We start from the raw sequence: 17,486 nt of genomic DNA on the forward strand, positions 1-17,486 counted from the left end.
GCGTGAAAGCGGCTCCCAACCTAAAATCAGCTGCATGAATACCCAAGCGCCTACGCATCAACCCAGCCGAATCACCCGCGCGATTGCGCTGTTAGAGCACCTCGCACCCGCATGGTTTGCCATGGTCATGGGCTGGTGTGGTTTGTCACTCGCGTGGTTGCGCGCCACCGATGTGTTGGGCGACACCGCCCTTGGCTTAGGACTGGTGGGCTCTCTTTTTGCCCTATTTGTATTTGTCTTGCTGTGCATTTCATGCGTGGTGCGTTTGACGTTTCACCCCAACGCCGTGGCGGCAGATATGCGTCACCCTGTGCGTCACGCCTTCATGGCGACCTTGCCTATTTCTATTATGTTGTTGGCAACCTTAGGCATCCATTTGTTTTGGGGCACAGACCGCACGCTCGACACAGCGATGACGTTTCTGTGGTGCGTGGGTTCGATCTTAGAAATTGTGGCCACGGTGTGGGTGGTTGAACGCTGGCTCAACAACGCTGAGAACGGTGGTTTGCAGTGGAGCACATTCACCCCTGTGTTTTTCGTTCCCGTGGTGGGCAATGTGCTCGCACCACTCGGCGGTGTGAGCATTGGCTTAGAAGCATGGGCCACCGCTCAGTTTGGCGTGGGCGTATTTTTGTGGCTCGTGTTGCAAACCTTGTTGTTTGTTCGTTTGGCCCAAGCCGGCCCCCTGCCTGCGCGCCTAGCGCCCAGTTGGTTCATCACGCTGGTGCCCCCATCCATTGGAGGCTTGAGCTTGTTGCAACTGGATGCGCCTTTAACTTTGGTATGGATGGCGTGGGGGATTGGTGTATTCTTTTTGATACTGGCGTCGACACAAGTAAACATCATTCGCGAACAACCTTTCAGCATGGCCAACTGGGGCATGAGCTTTCCGCTGGCTGCCTTCACCTCACTCACTTTGCGTATGACGCAGGCGCCCGGCGGTGCTTGGTTGCAAATGCCAGCCACCTTGCTGTTGGCGATCACATCGCTGTTAATTTTGAGCTTAACTCTCAGCACATGGCGTGGCTTGCGCCATGGTCAATTGCTGGTGCCTGAGAAGTAAAAACACAGCCACAAAGGATTACCACCCTATTTGTCACGACAGCCCAAAAGCTGGCGATGCAATCACCCCAGTGCAATCCAATAAGATTCGTCCTGATTTCCCCTTTTTGATTTATCCAGAGAGACCTCACCATGAGCCAAGACACCACCAAGCGCACCCAAGTGCGCAGCTTGCAAGTTGCCACCAACTTGTACAAATTCATCGAGACCAAAGTGTTGCCCGACACCGGCGTGAGCAGCGATAAATTCTGGAAGGGTTTCGACGCCATCGTGCAAGACTTGGCGCCGAAAAACATTGCCCTGTTGGCAGAGCGTGACCGCCTGCAAACCGAGATGGACACATGGCACAGCGCCAACCCAGGCCCCATCAAAAACATGAAGGCCTATCGCAAGTTCTTGGAAAAAATTGGCTACCTCGTGCCACAACCCGACAAGGTCAAAGCCACCACCAAAAATGTCGACGCTGAATTGGCCCTGCAAGCTGGCCCACAACTGGTGGTGCCCGTGCTCAATGCACGTTACGCCTTGAACGCGGCCAACGCACGTTGGGGCTCTTTGTATGACGCCTTGTATGGCACAGACGCCATCCCAGAAAAAGGCGGCGCAGAAAAAACCGCGGGCTACAACCCCAAGCGCGGCGCCAAGGTCATTGCCTATGCACGTCACGTGCTGGACCGCACCGTGCCTTTGAAAAGCGGCTCGCATGTCGACTCCACAGGCTACGCCGTGGTGAACGGCGAATTGGTCGTCACCCTCAAAGGCGGCAAGACCACCAAGCTGGCCAAGGCCGCTCAGTTTGTGGGCTTCCAAGGCAAGATGTCTGAGCCATCGTCGGTGCTGTTCGTGCACAACGGCTTGCACCTTGATTTGCAAATCAACCGCAACACCCCCATCGGCGCGACAGACCCAGCCGGTGTGAGCGACTTGGTGGTGGAAGCTGCCTTGTCGACCATCCTCGACTTGGAAGACTCTGTGGCCGTCGTGGACGCTGACGACAAAGTGCTGGCCTACAGCAACTGGTTGGGCATCGTCAAAGGCACCTTGACCGAGACGGTTGAAAAAGGTGGCAAAACGTTCACACGTGGTTTGAACGCCGACCGCGAATACAAAGGCAAAGACGGCCAGCCCGTCAAATTGCACGGCCGCTCATTGCTGTTCCTTCGCAACGTGGGCCACTTGATGACCAACCCCGCCATTCTTTACAAAGGCAAAGACGGCGCGATGCACGAAATCCCAGAGGGCATCTTGGACGCTGTGGTCACCACGACCATCGCTTTGCACGACTTGCAAGGCCACGGCAAAAAAGGCATCCGCAACTCACGCACAGGCTCTGTCTACATCGTCAAACCCAAAATGCACGGCCCCACCGAAGTGGCGTTTGCTTGCGAGTTGTTTGGTCGCGTTGAGAAGGTTTTGGGCTTGTCAGACAGCACCGTCAAGCTGGGCATCATGGACGAAGAGCGCCGCACCAGCGTGAACTTGAAAGCCTGTATCGCCGCAGCGGCCAGCCGCGTGGCGTTCATCAACACCGGCTTCTTGGATCGCACCGGCGACGAGATGCACACCGCCATGCAAGCAGGCCCCATGTTGCGCAAAGGCGATATGAAAACCAGCGCATGGATTCAAGCCTACGAGAAGAACAACGTGTTGGCTGGCTTGTCATGCGGCTTGCGCGGCAAGGCGCAAATCGGCAAAGGCATGTGGGCCATGCCCGACTTGATGGCCGAGATGCTGAAGCAAAAAATTGGTCACCCCAAAGCAGGTGCCAACACCGCATGGGTGCCAAGCCCCACCGCGGCTGTGTTGCACGCCATGCACTACCACCAAGTCAAAGTGGTCGAGGTGCAAAAAGAGTTGGAGAAGGTCGACTACAACAAAGTACGCGACAGCCTCTTGAACGACTTGTTGCAAGTGCCTGTCACAGCCAACCCCAACTGGAAGCCTGCTGAGAAGCAACAAGAGTTGGACAACAACGTGCAAGGTATCTTGGGCTATGTGGTGCGTTGGGTCGACCAAGGCGTGGGCTGCTCCAAAGTGCCAGACATCCACAACGTGGGCCTGATGGAAGACCGCGCCACCTTGCGTATTTCTAGCCAACACATCGCCAACTGGTTGCACCACGGCGTGGTCACACCGGCTGAAGTGAAAGACACCTTCAAGCGCATGGCGTCCGTGGTGGACAAGCAAAACGCGGGCGACAAGGCTTACCAAAAAATGGCGGGCCGCTTTGCCAAAGCACCTGCTTACCAAGCCGCCCTCGACTTGGTGTTCAAAGGCAAAGAGCAGCCTAGCGGCTACACCGAGCCTTTGCTGCACGCATGGCGCCTCAAAGTGAAGGCCGGTCAAGCCTAATCACGGCTGCGTGAAGCAAAAGAAAACGGCTCCTACGGGAGCCGTTTTTCATGGGCACTGCGAACTATGATTGCGTATTCCATTTTCGATTGAGCCCTTGCCATGACACATCCCTTGATTAGCTCCACCCTACGCTTTGCTCTGCGCACCGTGATTGGCTTGGTGTTGACCGTGCTGATTGCTGTGGGCGTGTACTTGCTGTTCTCGTACCACTTCACCTACTCCAAGGGCGAGAGCGTGGGTTTTGTGCAAAAGCTCTCTTACAAAGGCTGGATCTGTAAAACATGGGAAGGCGAACAAATTCGGGCTTTAGCCACCCTCCCTGCCATTCCAGAAAAGTTTGCATTCACCGTACGAGATGATGCGGTGGCTGACCAAATCAACAAACACATTGGTCAAAAAGTGGTGATGGAATACGAGCAACACAAAGGCTTGCCGACCTGTTTTGGCGAGACCGAATACTTCATCACCAAAGTCACGCCGGCGCCTGGCGAATAAGGCGCATCAAGCCGCGTTTAAGACGCGGGTGGTCGCGCAGGCAGCGGGTACACCAACTGCTGCAAGTGCCGCACGTTCTTGTTCACCTGCACCCACCATTTGCTGAACGAATCCATCGGCTTGTCGAGGTGCCGGAACAGGCGTGGTGCAGGTCGCAATTGCACATGACCTGCAGCAAGGTCTGGCAAACACAAATGCGCCACGGTTTGCACACTTTGCGCATGGGCCAATGCGGCCAACACCTCGTCAGCAGAACCAAACCAACGGTGCGGCGTGAGTGCCGTCATGCGTTCACCCACAAAGTGCCAACGCAAAGCATTCCATGGATGCGCTTGCGTGTGCTCTGCAAATGCCACGGCCACGCACACCACATCCGCAGGTACGTCCTTTGGCAAATCAGCCAGCACCCACGGATGCACCAGCCACACATGTTGGCCCGCCACATCACTTGCCACAGGTTTTGTAAACCCTAAATCAGCGGGTGGTTCGGAGAACACCACTGGCTCATCCCAAGCCAATTCGTTTTTACGCACTTGCGCCACAGTGGCCGAGCTACGGGCCAAGATGTCCATCAGCTCGTAGCTCACGTCAATCGATGTGGCGCGGCTGTGCCAAATTTCAGGAGCGAATTTTTCGACGGTGTCGGCGTTGAACAAATAAGGTTTGTTGCTTCCCGTCGCGGCCACCCATTGCCACCCCAGATAGTTGCTGGCCACATCGCCGTCCAACAAATGGCTGTACATCCAATCGGCGGCCACGCGCCAATGCACTTTGCGCAAATGCACGATGTAGCTGGCCACCCACAGGCGCGCATGGTTGTGCAAATAACCCGTGGTGTAGAGCATGCGTATGGCGGTGTCAATCACAGGCACGCGGGTGCAAGCGTGGCGCACATCCTCGGGTAGCTCGGTGCTGTACTCGGACTCTGGCAAGACACCTTCGTGCAAGGACTGCGCAATACCATCACCTAAATGGTGATGCATGTGTTGGAAATATTCGCGCCAGCCCAACTCATAAATCAGCTTGTGCTGTACACCTACGCGGTACTGGTGGTACATGGCGCTGGCCACATCGGGCACGCTCAAAAAACCATGGGTGAGGTACGGCGACAAATGCGTCACCGCGCCATCCAAGGCGTTGCGGCTGTGCGCATAGTCTTTGGGGCTGACGTGGTCAAGCCGCAGCTGTGCGGCTTCTGGCGTGGGTGGGAATTCGTACATATATTTTTTGTAATTGTGCCTTGTCTGCCTCGCTACACTGAGGGCTATGCCTAGCCAAATGCCCGCCACCATTGACGCGTGCGCTTGCCCCTTGTGCGGCCAGCCCAACCAGTGCGCCATGGAAATTGCCAAACGCACGGGACAACCCGTGGCCGCTTGCTGGTGTGTGAACGTGTCTTTCTCACCTGAAGTGCTGACCCAAATACCCGCTGCGGCACAGCGCAAAGCCTGCATTTGCCAAACGTGCGCCACGAAAGCACAAGATGACTGAACGCGGCTCACTGGCAGATTTGCAAAGCCGCTACGGCACACGCCACCGCTGGCTCATGCTCACAACGGTCATGATTGGCTCCATGGCCGCCATCATGTCGTCCACCATCATGAATGTGGGCATTCCCGATATGAGCGTGCAATTTGGCATTGGCCAAGAGTTGGCGCAGTGGGTCAGCTCTGGTTTCATGGTGGCGATGACCGTGTCCATGTTGACCACGCCCTGGTTGCTGGCACGTTTTGGCTACCGCACCACGTACATGGGTTGCATGTTGCTCTTGCTCACGGCAGGCATCGCAGGTGGCCTCTCCAGCAACTACAACCTCGTGCTTGCGGCACGCGTCGCCGAAGGCTTGGCCGCAGGGGTGGTGCAACCCATTCCAGCCATCATCATCTTGCGTGCGTTTGACACCTCTGAACAAGGCCGCGCCAACAGCTTCTTTGGCATGGGCGTGGTGTTGGCACCTGCGATTGGCCCCAGCATCGGCGGTTTGTTGGTGGACTGGATGGGCTGGCGATCCCTGTTCTTCATGGTGGTGCCCTTTTGTTTGGCGTCCATGTGGTTGGCGCTTCGCTATGTGCCCACCACCGCACCCGGCGGCGTCAGCGCCAACCATGGCAAGCCATCATTGGATATGGCGGGCCTTGCACTCGCCACAGCCGGCACGCTGTGTTTGTTGAATGGTCTGGTGCAACTGCACAGCGGTGATTTTGCAAGCTCGTTCACCTTAATTGGTGTGTCGGTTTTCAGCGCCGTGGCTTTTGTGATGTGGCAACGCAGACAGACCCAACAAGGCGGCGTGCCTTTGATGAACTTGGCTTTGTTTGCGCATCGCCCCTTTGCCATGGGCACCACCGTGGCCTTCATTTACGGCATTGCCATGTTTGGTTCAACGTATTTACTGCCGGTGTATTTACAACTGGGCTTAGGGCTCTCGCCGAGCCATGTGGGCACCTTGCTGCTGCCTGCGGGCTTGTTGTTGGCTTTCACCATTGCCATCGTGGGACGCTATTCCAGCACGCACCCAACCCACCTGATGGTGAGCTTTGGTTTGGTGCTGCTGGCGCTGTCGTTCGCGCTCATGTTGGTGGTGAATTTACAAACTGCGTTGTGGGTGCTGGTGGTGTTGGCAATTTTGGGTCGTGTGGGTTTGGGCTTTATCTTGCCCTCATTGAACATCGGTGCCATGCGCGGCATGGATGCGAGCTTGATTCCACAAGGCGCTAGCGCCATTAATTTTTTACGCATGCTGGGTGGTGCGGCTGGCGTGAGCCTGTGCGGCATCTTGCTTGAATGGCGCCTGCGCGTGCATGGCGACTCGTTGACCAACGCCACCACATCCGCCGCACGTTTGACCGCCTTTGACGAGGTGTTCATCATGCTCGCCGCGGTCTGCTTGCTGGCCCTTTTGGCTGCCTGGCAAATTCGTGCGCCACGCCCACCTCACACCTCTTGATTGCGTTGAACCCACATGTGCCAACTGCTCGGACTGAATTGCAAAAACCCCACAGACGCGACCTTCAGCTTCAGTGGTTTCGCGCAACGCGCTGGCGTGACCGACCACCACGCCGATGGCTGGGGCATTGCGTTCTTTGAAGGCTCCGAACAAGACCGCGGTTTGCGCCATTTCATTGACCATTTACCCGCCAGCACCTCGCCTGTGGCCGAGTTGATTCGCAAGTACCCGATCAAAAGTCGCAACGTCATTTCCCACATTCGCAAGGCCACGCAAGGCGTGGTGGCACTTGAGAATTGCCACCCCTTTGTGCGTGAACTGTGGGGCCGCTACTGGGTGTTTGCGCACAACGGAAACCTAGAGAACTACGAACCGCGCTTGCACGGCAATTTCAAACCCGTCGGTCACACCGACAGCGAGCAGGCGTTTTGCTGGTTGATGCAAGAGATGGCCAAGTCACACGCCAGCGTGCCATCGGTTGACGAACTGACACTGACGCTCAAAGAACTGGTGCCGCAGATCGCCAAGCACGGTACGTTCAATTTCTTGCTGTCCAACGGTCAGGCGCTGTGGGCGCATGCCTCGACTAATCTTTGCTACATCGAACGCAAACACCCGTTTGCAAAGGCCACGCTCAGTGACCAAGACATGAGCATCAACTTTGCGGAACACGCATCGCCTGATGACCGTGTGGCTGTGGTGGTGACGGCGCCTTTGACGACCAATGAGGTGTGGACGCCGTTTGCGCCTGGGGAATTGAAGGTGTTTGTGGACGGACAGCTGCGCGCTTAAGCGGCCGCAGTTTCCAACGCGTCGATGAACATGGCGGCCACATCGAAACCGGTTTGGTCAAAGATTTCTTGGAAACACGTGGGGCTGGTCACGTTGACCTCGGTGAGGCAATCACCAATCACATCCAAGCCCACCAACAACAAACCGCGCTTGGCGAGGATGGGGCCGAGGGCTTCGGCGATTTCTTGGTCACGTGCGGAGATGGCTTGCGCCACGCCTTTGCCGCCTGCGGCCAAGTTGCCGCGCACTTCACCGCCCTGCGGGATGCGTGCCAAGCAATAGGGCACGACCTTGCCGCCGATGACGAGCACGCGCTTGTCGCCTTTGTCAATCGCAGGGATGAACTTTTGCACCATGACCGTTTGGGCGCCGTCACGGTTGAGGGTTTCGGTGATGGCACCGAGGTTCAAGCCATCGTCCTTCACGCGGAAGATGCCCATGCCGCCCATGCCATCGAGTGGCTTCAAGATGATGTCGCGGTGCTGCGCATGAAACGCACGAATGGCATCGGCGCTGCGCGTCACCAGGGTGGGGCTGATGAATTGTGCGAATTCCAGAATGGCTAATTTTTCTGGATGGTCGCGCAAAGCAGCAGGTTTGTTGAACACCTTGGCACCTTCGCGCTCGGCTTGCTCTAGCAAGTGCGTGGCGTAAAAGTACTCGCTGTCAAAAGGCGGGTCTTTGCGCATCACGATGGCGTCAGCGCTGTTGAGCGCGTAGTGCTCGTCCACGCTTTGCACGTCAAACCAATTCTCAGCATCACCCGTCAAGCGCACATATTGCACGCGTGCAGTGACTTTTTGGTCGCTTTGCCACACGATGTCTTGCGGTTCGCAGGCCAACACTTGGTGGCCACGGCGCTGGGCTTCACGCATCATCGCAAACGTGGTGTCCTTGTAGATTTTGAAAGACGACAACGGGTCTGCGACGAAGAGGATGTGCATGTTTTAAATTTCGATTTTGCTGCCCAGCTCCACCACGGAGTTGCTAGGCAAGTTCAAGAAGTCGGCAGCAGAGCTGGCATTGAGATGCATTTGTGCGAACAGCTTTTCGCGCCAGGCCGGCATGCCACTGCCCACCGTAGGCACGATGCTGTCGCGTGACAAGAAGTAGCTGGTGGTCATGGGGCTAACTTCGCAGCCCAAACCTTTCAAATGCGACAACGCGCCTGGCACATCAGGATCATCTTTGAAGCCGTAATGAATTTCGACTTGCCAGCAATCGTGTCCCAAGGCTTTGATTTGCAAACGCTCCGCATCATCAACCCAAGGCACCTCATGGTTTTGCACGTTCACAAACAGGTTTTGATGATGCAGCACTTTGTTATGCTTGAGGTTATGCAACATGGCATTGGGGACGCTGCCTTTGCCAGATGTCAAAAACACCGCTGTGCCTTCCACGCGCGTGGGAGGAGACAAGAAAACCGCTTCCAAGAAGCTCGTCAAATCCAAAGCATCCTCTTGGCGTTTTTCATGAAGAATGCCACGGCCATCACGCCAAGTGAGCATCAACATCATGATGACGGAAGCGATCAAGAGCGGGAACCAACCGCCTTCGAACAACTTCAACAGGTTGGAAGCCCAGAAGGCCAAGTCCACGACAAAGAAGAAGCCGGTTGCAGCCAAGCACCACCAGAAGGGGTATTTCCAACCATAGTGAATCACAAAGAAAGTAAGCACGGTGGTGATGAGCATGTCAGTACACACCGCAATGCCATAAGCCGCCGCCAAATTGCTGGATGACTTGAACATCATCACGGCCAACACGATGACGGCAAACAGACCCCAATTCACAAATGGAATATAGATTTGGCCCGTGTCCTTGACGCTGGTGTGCAGCACTTGCAAACGCGGCAAGAAGCCCATTTGGACCACTTGCTTGGTCACGCTGAACGCGCCTGAAATCAGGGCTTGCGATGCGATGACAGTGGCCGCTGTCGCCAAGCCCACCAAAGGCACCAGCAACCAATCGGGTGCCATGTTGAAGAACGGGTTAGCCACAGCGGTGGGGTCACTCAACAGCAGCGCGCCCTGACCAAAATAGTTCAGCGTCAGCGCAGGCATGACGACAAAGAACCAAGCCAAGCGAATGGGCTTTTTCCCGAAGTGCCCCATGTCAGCGTACAAGGCTTCACCGCCGGTGACGCACAACACCACAGCACCCAAAATCAAAAATGTGACGGTGGGTTCGCTGATGATGAACTGCACGGCATAGTGCGGGCTCAGCGCCCACATGATTTCTGGATGCGATGCAATGTGATAAAGCCCCAAAGCAGCAATGACAGCAAACCAAACCACGGTGATGGGACCAAAGAATTTACCAATGCCACTGGTGCCTCGCTTTTGCACCGCAAAGAGGCCAAACAAAATCACGATCGTGATTGGAATCACATACTTCTTAAAGGCGGGTGACACCACCTCCAAACCTTCCACCGCCGACAGCACAGAAATAGCAGGCGTGATGACACCATCACCATAAAACAAACAGGTGCCAAAAATACCCACGATCAACATGCGTTGGCGCAACACCGGTCGGTCTTTGACCGCCATCGACGCCAAAGCCAACATCGCCACCAAACCACCTTCGCCGTGGTTATCGGCACGCAGCACCAAGGCCACGTACTTGATGGACACGATGACCGTCAGCGTCCAAAAGAAGATCGACAAGATGCCGTAAATGTTGTCAGGCGTGAACTCCACATGTCCTGAACCAAACACTTCTTTCATCGCATACAGCACGCTGGTGCCAATGTCGCCGTAAACGACGCCAATCGCGCCTAAGGTGAGCGCCGCGAGCGACGACTTGCCGTGTTGTTCCATCATCAATCTCAGTCGTAGTTTTCTGCTTCGGGATCGGTGGCTTCGAGTTCATAACTCGCAGCCAGCATGGCCAAACGGCCAATGACGCCATACATGTAAAAACGGTTCGGCGTGCTCGCGCCGGGCTTCATGCCAGGCTGCGGTGTGTGCGCACTTTGCTCAAATGCCAAAGGTACAAAGCTGGCCCCGGGAGCGTTCAAGTTTTCGTCCACGCCGCGGTCGGCATGCACGCGGTAGAAGCCGCCCACCACGTAGCGGTCCATCATGTAGACCACGGGTTCAGCCACCGCGTCGTTCAAGCGCTCGTGCGTGAGCACGCCTTCTTGGATGATGACTTGGTTGACTTCTTGGCCGTCCTTGACCACGCTCATTTTGTTGCGCGTCTTGCGGTTGACCACGTCCAAGTCTTTGACATCGCGCACGGTCATGATGCCCATGCCGTAGGTGCCGTTGTCGGCCTTGACGATGACGAATGGTTTTTCGTTGATGCCGTACTCTTTGTATTTGCGCTTGATCTTGGTGAGCAAGGCATCCACATTGGTCTTCAAACACTCCATGCCCGTGCCTTCGGCAAAGTTGACTTCGCCGCATTGGTTGAACATGGGGTTGATCAGCCAAGGGTCGATGCCCAAGAGTTTGCCAAAGCGCTTGGCGACCTCTTCGTAACACTCAAAGTGTTTGCTCTTGCGGCGCACGCTCCAGCCTGCATGCAGCGGGGGCAACAGGTGTTGCTCGTGCAGGTCTTCCAAGATGCCAGGAATGCCTGCGCTCAAATCGTTGTTGAGCAAAATCGTGCAAGGGTCAAAGTCTTTGAGCCCCAAGCGGCGTTTGCCACGAATCACCGGCTCCAACGTGACGCTGTCACCGTTGGGCAAATCGATGGTGGTGTTTTCTTTGATCTCGGGGTTAATCGAGCCAATGCGCACATTCAAACCCGCCATGTGGAAGATGCGCTGCAGCTGCGCCACGTTCGACAAATAGAAGGTGTTGCGCGTGTGGTTCTCGGGAATCAACAGCAGGTTGCGCGCTTCAGGGCAAATCTTCTCAATCGCGGCCATCGCGGCTTGCACGGCAAGCGGCAGCATTTCAGGCGTGAGGTTGTTCCAGCCGCCTGGGTAGAGGTTGGTGTCTACGGGGGCGAGCTTGAAACCCGCATTGCGAATATCGACCGAGCTGTAGAACGGCGGCGTGTGCTCCATCCATTCCAAACGAAACCAACGCTCGATGGCAGGCATGGAATCGAGGATGCGTTGTTCAAGCTCGTTGATGGGGCCGTTGAGGGCGGTGATGAGATGAGGAACCATGGTGTCCTTGTATGTGGAAAGTAATTCTAGGACGTTGGGATGACAAGACGCGTTTCAAACGAAGAAGTGTCGCGCCATCGGCTAGGTGCGAATTTCGCCTTGACCCAACACCACGTATTTCAATGAGGTCAGACCTTCGATGCCCACAGGTCCACGGGCATGAAATTTATCGGTAGAAATGCCTATTTCAGCACCCAAACCGTATTCAAAACCATCTGCAAATCGGGTGCTGGCGTTCACCATCACACTGGACGAGTCCACCTCGCGCAAGAAGCGCTGGGCGTGCATGTGGTCACGCGTGAGGATGGACTCTGTGTGGTGGCTCGAATAGTGGTTGATGTGGGCAATGGCTTCGTCCAAGCCCTCCACCACCTTGATGCTGATGATGGGGCCCAAATATTCTTCAAACCAATCTTGCTCGGTTGCGTCTTTGAGGTTTGCACCTTTGACTTGTGTGAGGATGGTTTTGGCTTCTGGAGAACAGCGCATCTCCACACCTTTGGCAGCAAAGATGGCGCCAATCTTGGGCAAAAACTCGGCGGCCACGCCACGTGCAACCAGCAAGCTTTCGCTGGCGTTGCAAGGGCTGTACTTTTGGGTCTTGGCGTTGTCGGCCACGGTCACAGCCATGGCGATGTCGCAAGGGTCGTCCACATAGGTGTGGCAATTACCGTCCAAGTGTTTGATGACGGGCACTTTGGCGTCGCGGCTGATGCGCTCGATCAAGCCTTTGCCGCCGCGCGGAATGATGACATCCACAAACTCAGGCATGGCAATCAAATGGCCTACCGCTTCGCGGTCGGTGGTCTGCACCATCTGCACGGCGTCAATGGGCAAACCACTTTCGCTCAATGCTTGCTGCACCAACTTGGCCAAGGCTTTGTTGGACTCAATCGCTTCCGAGCCGCCGCGCAAGATGCAGGCGTTGCCGCTCTTGATGGACAACGACGCGGCTTCAATCGTCACGTTGGGACGGCTTTCGAAAATCATGCCGAACACACCCAAAGGCACGCGCATTTGGCCCACGCGAATGCCGCTAGGTTGCTCTTTCAAACCCGTGATTTCACCAATCACCTCTGGCATGGCCGCGAGTTGTTCGCAACCTTGCGCGCAGGTTTCCAACACTTTGGGCGTGAGCTTCAAGCGGTCCACCATGGGCGCATCCAAGCCTGCGGCGATGGCGCGGGCGATGTCTTTGGCGTTGTCAATTTGCAGCGCGGCGATGTTGTCACGCAGCAAAGCGGCCAGCTTGCGCAGCGCGGTGTTTTTGACCGCGGCAGAGGCTTTGGCCATGTGCGCTGAAGCGACTTTGGCTTGAGCGCCCAGCGCGTGCATGTGGTCGGCAACGTTGAGAGTCGTCATGGTGTGTTTTCCTAATTAAGCGTTGCGCGGCATACAAGCACGGCACAAACGCATGGCCAAACGGTGCAGGGCTTGCCAGTTGTCGGCAGGCCATTCTGGTGTTTTCAAGCCTTTGACAATGCCGTCAACTTGGTGTGCTGACTGCAACAATTTTTCGAGCATGCCCACGCTCAAGCGTGGCAGCACGCGTTCAAACAAACGCTCGCGCGGGCCCCAAATGCGCTGTTCGCGCAGGGCCATGGGCAAGGCCTTGCCCGATGCCACGGCGTCTTTGACACGCTTCAAGGCACGGATTTCTTCGGCCAGCGTGTAGTGCACCAACACCTCCGCTTCACCTTCCGCCTTCAAGCCATCGAGCATGCGTTGCACGCGCAGCGGCTGACCGCTGAGTACAGCTTCTGAGAGTTTGAACACGTCATAACGCGCCACGTTCATCACCGCGCGTTCGACTTGCTCAAAGCTCAACTCGCCTGCGGGGTACAGAAGGCCAAGCTTTTGAATTTCTTGGTGCGCTGCCAGCAAGTTGCCTTCCACACGTTCAGCAAAAAATTGCAAGGTGTGTTGACCCGCTTCGCCAGCGGCGACGCGTTGCTGCTGCGCACCCAAACGTTGCGCAATCCACGTGGGCAAAGCGTGGCGTTCAATCGGATCAATCTGCACGCTGATGCCGTTGTTTTCTAAGGCACTGAACCAAGCCGAACTTTTGGTCGCTTTGTCTAAGCGCGGCAACAGCACCACGGTCAACGTGCTGTCATTGCCCACAGCCAACTCAGCAATTTGCTGCAAAGCTGTGCTGCCTTCTTTGCCGGGCTTGCCCGAAGGAATGCGAATTTCAATGAGTTGCTTATCGGCAAACAAGCTCATGGAACCGCCTGCCGCCAACACTTCGCCCCAATCAAAATGCGCACCAGCCACGGTGTACACGTTGCGCTCGGTGTAGCCCTGTTCGCGTGCAGTATTGCGCAAAGCATCTAGCGCTTCTTGCTGCAACAGAGGCTCATCCCCATGAAAGGTGTAGAGGCTGCGCAAGCCTTTGCTCGCCTGCGTTTGCAGGTGATTGGCAAATTGAGCGCTGGCGACTTGCATATTTAAATTTGACGCACAGCTGCCAAGCGGCGTTGAATTTGCAAGACCAAATCATTTTCCATGTCGCGGTACAACAAGGCTTCTTCCGACTCTTTGGACAGCGCGCCAGTTTCGTTGAAGTTGATGTCGCGGGTCAGCATAATTTCCGTGTCGGGAATCAGCTCAATGCCGTTGCGTGAGCGCAGGCGAAAACGGTAACGCAAACGCAACTGAAATTCACGAATGGCACCGGTCGATGTGCGGCCCACCACCACCTTTTCACGCAACTCAAACAACTGATCAAAAATGACTTGTGCGCGCTCAATTTGACGCGGATCGCCGATGACCTCAACCTGACCTGAAGACTCCAAACTGCGCTTGAGCTTCACGCCAAACGGTGACACGATGGGAATGCTGCTGAACAGCGTGTTGAATGCATAGCTGGGCGGCTTACGCAGCTCAAAACCACACCCCGCCAGCCCTGTCATGAGGGCGGTGGACATCAACCATGCGCGACGTGTGGTGTGCATATCAACCTTTAAACGACGATGTTGACCAAGCGGCCAGGCACAACGATGACCTTCTTGGGCGCAGCACCATTGGCTTGCTTGATGAAGGCTTCGGTGGCCAACGCCGCTTGCTCGATTTGCTCTTTGGTGGCCGTGGCGCTGACGGTGACCGAGCCACGCAGCTTGCCGTTGATTTGCAGCATCAGCTCCAACTCGTCACGTTGCAAGGCACTCTCGTCCACCTCAGGCCAAGCGGTGTCTAACAAATCGCCCGACTTGGCGGCGTAGCCCAACTCGGCCCACAAGTTCGCACTGATGTGCGGGCAGGCGGGGTAGAGCATGCGCAGCAACACAGACATGCCTTCGCACAGCACGGCGTTGTCGCCCTCGCTGCCATCGGCCTTGAAATCTTCCAAAGCGTTGAGCAGCTTCATGCAGCCCGACACCACGGTGTTGTATTGCATGCGGTCGTAGTCGTAGCTGACCTGTTTGAGCACCACATGCATTTCGCGACGCAGATCGGCAGCTTCTTTGCGCGGCTTGGCGGCGCTCAAGTTGCCAGCGGTGGCGGCCTTGAGCGTGGCCTCGTGTTTGAACGCGAAGTTCCACACGCGACGCAAGAAACGGTAGCTGCCTTCCACCGCAGCATCGTTCCACTCCAGCGTGGCTTCGGGCGGCGCGGTGAACATGGTGTACAGACGCGCGGTGTCGGCGCCGTAACGCTCGATCAAATCTTGCGGGTCCACGCCGTTGTTCTTGGACTTGGACATGGTGCCCACGCCTTCGTAGTCGATGGCGGTGCCCACGGGCAATTTGCCGTCGCTGCTGTCAGCCGCATTTTTGAGCTTGGCGCCCACCACTTTGCCTGCGTCGTCCAGCACATGCTCCACATCGTGGGGCCAAAAGTAATCTTTGCCACCTTTGGCGGTGCGGCGTGAGTAAATGTGGTTGAGCACCATGCCTTGCGTGAGCAACTTGGTGAAGGGCTCATCCACTTTGACCAGCCCCATGTCGCGCATGACCTTGGTCCAGAAACGTGCGTAGAGCAAATGCAAAATTGCGTGCTCAATGCCGCCAATGTATTGGTCCATCGGCGCCCAGTACTGCGCGCCCTCGGCCACCATCGCGTCGGTGTTGGTTGGATCGCAATAGCGCATGAAGTACCACGACGAATCCACAAACGTGTCCATGGTGTCGGTCTCGCGGCGCGCGGGTTTGCCACACACGGGGCAAGTCACACCCGCGTGGAAACCTTCGTGCTTGTGCAATGGGTTGCCAGAGCCATCGGGGATGCAGTCTTGCGGCAGCACCACGGGCAAATCTTTTTCGGGCACGGGCACGGCACCGTGCTCGTCGCAATGGATGATCGGGATCGGCGTGCCCCAGTAGCGCTGGCGGCTGATGCCCCAGTCGCGCAAGCGCCAGGTGGTTTTTTTCTCGCCGAGGCCTTTGGCGGCGAGCAGCTCGGCCACTTTGTTGACGGCCGCTTTTTGGTTCAAGCCATCGAGTTCACCAGAGTTGATGCACACACAGCTCTGTTTATCGCCGTACCACTCTTGCCACTCTTGGTCATTGAACGCTTGGTCTTTGACCGACACCACTTGTTGGATGGGCAAGTCGTATTTCAAAGCAAACGCAAAGTCACGCTCGTCATGCGCAGGCACGCCCATGACGGCGCCATCGCCGTAAGACATGAGCACGTAGTTGCCCACCCACACTTCGACCTTTGCACCAGTCAATGGGTGCGTGACGAACAAGCCCGTGGGCATGCCCTTTTTCTCTTGCGTGGCCAACTCGGCTTCGGTCGTGCCACCACTCTTGCATTCTTCGAGGAAAGCAGCCATTGCGGGGTTGCTGGCCGCCGCGTGCAGCGCCAGCGGATGCTCGGCCGCTACTGCGCAGAAAGTGACACCCATGATGGTGTCGGCGCGTGTGGTGAACACATACATCTTGCCGTCGCCGATGAGCGAGCCATCTGCACCCGCAATGTCGTGCGTGAACGCAAAACGCACACCTTCGCTCTTGCCAATCCAGTTCTCTTGCATCAAGCGCACTTTGTCGGGCCAGCCGTTCAGCGTGGCCTTCTCGTTGCCGATTTGCACATGGTCCAACAGCTCTTGTGCGTAGCGGGTGATGTCGAGGTAGTAGCCTGGGATTTCACGCTTCTCAACAGGCGCGCCTGTGCGCCAGCCTTTGCCGTCAATCACTTGCTCGTTGGCCAACACGGTTTGATCCACTGGGTCCCAGTTCACCACTTGGGTCTTGCGGTAGGCGATGCCTTTTTCAAGCATCTTCAAGAACAGCCATTGGTTCCACTTGTAGTAGGTCGCATCGCAGGTGGCCACCTCGCGTGACCAGTCAATGGCCAAGCCCATCGCCTGCATTTGCTTCTTCATGTAGGCGATATTTTCGTAAGTCCACTTGGCGGGTGGCACGCCGTTTTTGAGCGCGGCGTTTTCAGCAGGCAAACCAAATGCGTCCCAGCCCATGGGCATCAACACGTTGTAGCCCTTCATGCGCAGGTTGCGCGTGAGCATGTCGTTGATGGTGTAGTTGCGCACGTGGCCCATGTGCAGCTTGCCGCTGGGGTAAGGCAGCATGGAACAGGCGTAAAACTTTTTCTTGGACGCGTCTTCGGTCACGCGGTAGGCGTCGGCTTGGGTCCAAGCGGCCTGAACGGCGCGTTCGACCTCGGTGTGGTTGTATTTGTCTTGCATGGAATCAGTCAGAGAACCCCGAAATCATCGGGGAGCAACGCCTTTAAAAGCAAAGGCTG

At 56.4% G+C, this 17,486-nt stretch carries 14 protein-coding genes; 6 read left to right on the plus strand and 8 right to left on the minus strand.

What is annotated here, in order from left to right:
* Positions 1-34: 34 nt before the first annotated feature.
* The 3 genes from QMG15_RS12110 to QMG15_RS12120 all read left to right on the plus strand — a co-directional run bounded on the left by QMG15_RS12110 (position 35) and on the right by QMG15_RS12120 (position 3,912).
* Positions 35-1,063, plus strand: a complete 1,029-nt coding sequence (locus QMG15_RS12110; protein ID WP_281788796.1) for an SLAC1 anion channel family protein — start codon at positions 35-37, stop codon at positions 1,061-1,063.
* A 131-nt stretch (positions 1,064-1,194) separates the two neighbouring features.
* Positions 1,195-3,414 carry a malate synthase G gene (locus tag QMG15_RS12115; RefSeq protein ID WP_281788797.1) on the plus strand — a complete coding sequence of 740 codons (2,220 nt, stop codon included), beginning with the start codon at positions 1,195-1,197 and terminating at the stop codon, positions 3,412-3,414.
* Positions 3,415-3,516: 102 nt separating this feature from the next.
* Positions 3,517-3,912, plus strand: coding sequence for a hypothetical protein (locus tag QMG15_RS12120; protein WP_281788798.1), 396 nt, complete (start codon positions 3,517-3,519; stop codon positions 3,910-3,912).
* Between the two features lie 17 nt (positions 3,913-3,929).
* On the opposite strand, the gene QMG15_RS12125 is transcribed toward QMG15_RS12120, so the two are convergent.
* Entirely contained in the window at positions 3,930-5,132 is a 1,203-nt protein-coding gene (locus QMG15_RS12125) for an FAD-binding domain-containing protein (protein ID WP_281788799.1), read from the minus strand.
* 46 nt (positions 5,133-5,178) lie between these two features.
* Between QMG15_RS12125 and QMG15_RS12130 the strand changes: the two genes are divergently transcribed.
* The 3 genes from QMG15_RS12130 to QMG15_RS12140 are packed head-to-tail and all read left to right on the plus strand — an operon-like array spanning position 5,179 to position 7,651.
* A complete protein-coding gene (locus QMG15_RS12130) occupies positions 5,179-5,403 on the plus strand; it encodes a cysteine-rich CWC family protein (RefSeq protein ID WP_281788800.1) in 225 nt (74 codons plus the stop codon).
* On the plus strand, positions 5,396-6,859 hold the full coding sequence (locus QMG15_RS12135) for an MFS transporter (protein WP_281788801.1): 1,464 nt from the start codon (positions 5,396-5,398) through the stop codon (positions 6,857-6,859). The genes QMG15_RS12130 and QMG15_RS12135 overlap by 8 nt, the downstream gene beginning before the upstream one ends.
* A gap of 15 nt (positions 6,860-6,874) precedes the next feature.
* The gene (locus tag QMG15_RS12140; RefSeq protein WP_108360422.1) at positions 6,875-7,651 is read left to right on the plus strand and encodes a class II glutamine amidotransferase; all 777 of its coding nucleotides are present in this window, start codon (positions 6,875-6,877) and stop codon (positions 7,649-7,651) included.
* Here the strand turns inward: QMG15_RS12140 and gshB are convergent.
* From gshB to leuS, 7 genes are all read right to left on the minus strand, one after another.
* Positions 7,648-8,595: a glutathione synthase gene (gene gshB / locus QMG15_RS12145; protein ID WP_281788802.1), complete on the minus strand. Its 948-nt coding sequence runs from the start codon at positions 8,593-8,595 to the stop codon at positions 7,648-7,650. The genes QMG15_RS12140 and gshB overlap by 4 nt on opposite strands.
* A gap of 3 nt (positions 8,596-8,598) precedes the next feature.
* Complete coding sequence (locus tag QMG15_RS12150; protein ID WP_281788803.1) at positions 8,599-10,473, minus strand: potassium transporter Kup; 1,875 nt, start codon at positions 10,471-10,473, stop codon at positions 8,599-8,601.
* Between the two features lie 5 nt (positions 10,474-10,478).
* Positions 10,479-11,774 carry a glutamate--cysteine ligase gene (gshA, locus tag QMG15_RS12155; RefSeq protein WP_108360416.1) on the minus strand — a complete coding sequence of 432 codons (1,296 nt, stop codon included), beginning with the start codon at positions 11,772-11,774 and terminating at the stop codon, positions 10,479-10,481.
* Positions 11,775-11,855: 81 nt separating this feature from the next.
* Positions 11,856-13,136: a glutamate-5-semialdehyde dehydrogenase gene (locus tag QMG15_RS12160; RefSeq protein WP_281788804.1), complete on the minus strand. Its 1,281-nt coding sequence runs from the start codon at positions 13,134-13,136 to the stop codon at positions 11,856-11,858.
* A 15-nt stretch (positions 13,137-13,151) separates the two neighbouring features.
* A complete protein-coding gene (gene holA / locus QMG15_RS12165; protein WP_281788805.1) occupies positions 13,152-14,222 on the minus strand; it encodes a DNA polymerase III subunit delta in 1,071 nt (356 codons plus the stop codon).
* A gap of 2 nt (positions 14,223-14,224) precedes the next feature.
* Positions 14,225-14,731, minus strand: a complete 507-nt coding sequence (gene lptE, locus QMG15_RS12170) for an LPS assembly lipoprotein LptE (RefSeq protein WP_108401986.1) — start codon at positions 14,729-14,731, stop codon at positions 14,225-14,227.
* 8 nt (positions 14,732-14,739) lie between these two features.
* On the minus strand, positions 14,740-17,427 hold the full coding sequence (leuS, locus tag QMG15_RS12175; protein ID WP_281788806.1) for a leucine--tRNA ligase: 2,688 nt from the start codon (positions 17,425-17,427) through the stop codon (positions 14,740-14,742).
* Positions 17,428-17,486 lie beyond the last annotated feature (59 nt).

Source organism: Limnohabitans sp. INBF002 (assembly GCF_027924905.1).
Lineage (GTDB): Bacteria > Pseudomonadota > Gammaproteobacteria > Burkholderiales > Burkholderiaceae_C > Limnohabitans.

Bases quoted from the DNA above. Each gene is read 5' to 3' on its own strand.
- QMG15_RS12110 (WP_281788796.1), top strand. From the start codon at position 35: ATGAATACCCAAGCGCCTACGCATCAACCCAGCCGAATCACCCGCGCG.
- QMG15_RS12115 (WP_281788797.1), top strand. From the start codon at position 1,195: ATGAGCCAAGACACCACCAAGCGCACCCAAGTGCGCAGCTTGCAAGTT.
- QMG15_RS12120 (WP_281788798.1), top strand. From the start codon at position 3,517: ATGACACATCCCTTGATTAGCTCCACCCTACGCTTTGCTCTGCGCACC.
- QMG15_RS12125 (WP_281788799.1), bottom strand. From the start codon at position 5,132: ATGTACGAATTCCCACCCACGCCAGAAGCCGCACAGCTGCGGCTTGAC.
- QMG15_RS12130 (WP_281788800.1), top strand. From the start codon at position 5,179: ATGCCTAGCCAAATGCCCGCCACCATTGACGCGTGCGCTTGCCCCTTG.
- QMG15_RS12135 (WP_281788801.1), top strand. From the start codon at position 5,396: ATGACTGAACGCGGCTCACTGGCAGATTTGCAAAGCCGCTACGGCACA.
- QMG15_RS12140 (WP_108360422.1), top strand. From the start codon at position 6,875: ATGTGCCAACTGCTCGGACTGAATTGCAAAAACCCCACAGACGCGACC.
- gshB (WP_281788802.1), bottom strand. From the start codon at position 8,595: ATGCACATCCTCTTCGTCGCAGACCCGTTGTCGTCTTTCAAAATCTAC.
- QMG15_RS12150 (WP_281788803.1), bottom strand. From the start codon at position 10,473: ATGATGGAACAACACGGCAAGTCGTCGCTCGCGGCGCTCACCTTAGGC.
- gshA (WP_108360416.1), bottom strand. From the start codon at position 11,774: ATGGTTCCTCATCTCATCACCGCCCTCAACGGCCCCATCAACGAGCTT.
- QMG15_RS12160 (WP_281788804.1), bottom strand. From the start codon at position 13,136: ATGACGACTCTCAACGTTGCCGACCACATGCACGCGCTGGGCGCTCAA.
- holA (WP_281788805.1), bottom strand. From the start codon at position 14,222: ATGCAAGTCGCCAGCGCTCAATTTGCCAATCACCTGCAAACGCAGGCG.
- lptE (WP_108401986.1), bottom strand. From the start codon at position 14,731: ATGCACACCACACGTCGCGCATGGTTGATGTCCACCGCCCTCATGACA.
- leuS (WP_281788806.1), bottom strand. From the start codon at position 17,427: ATGCAAGACAAATACAACCACACCGAGGTCGAACGCGCCGTTCAGGCC.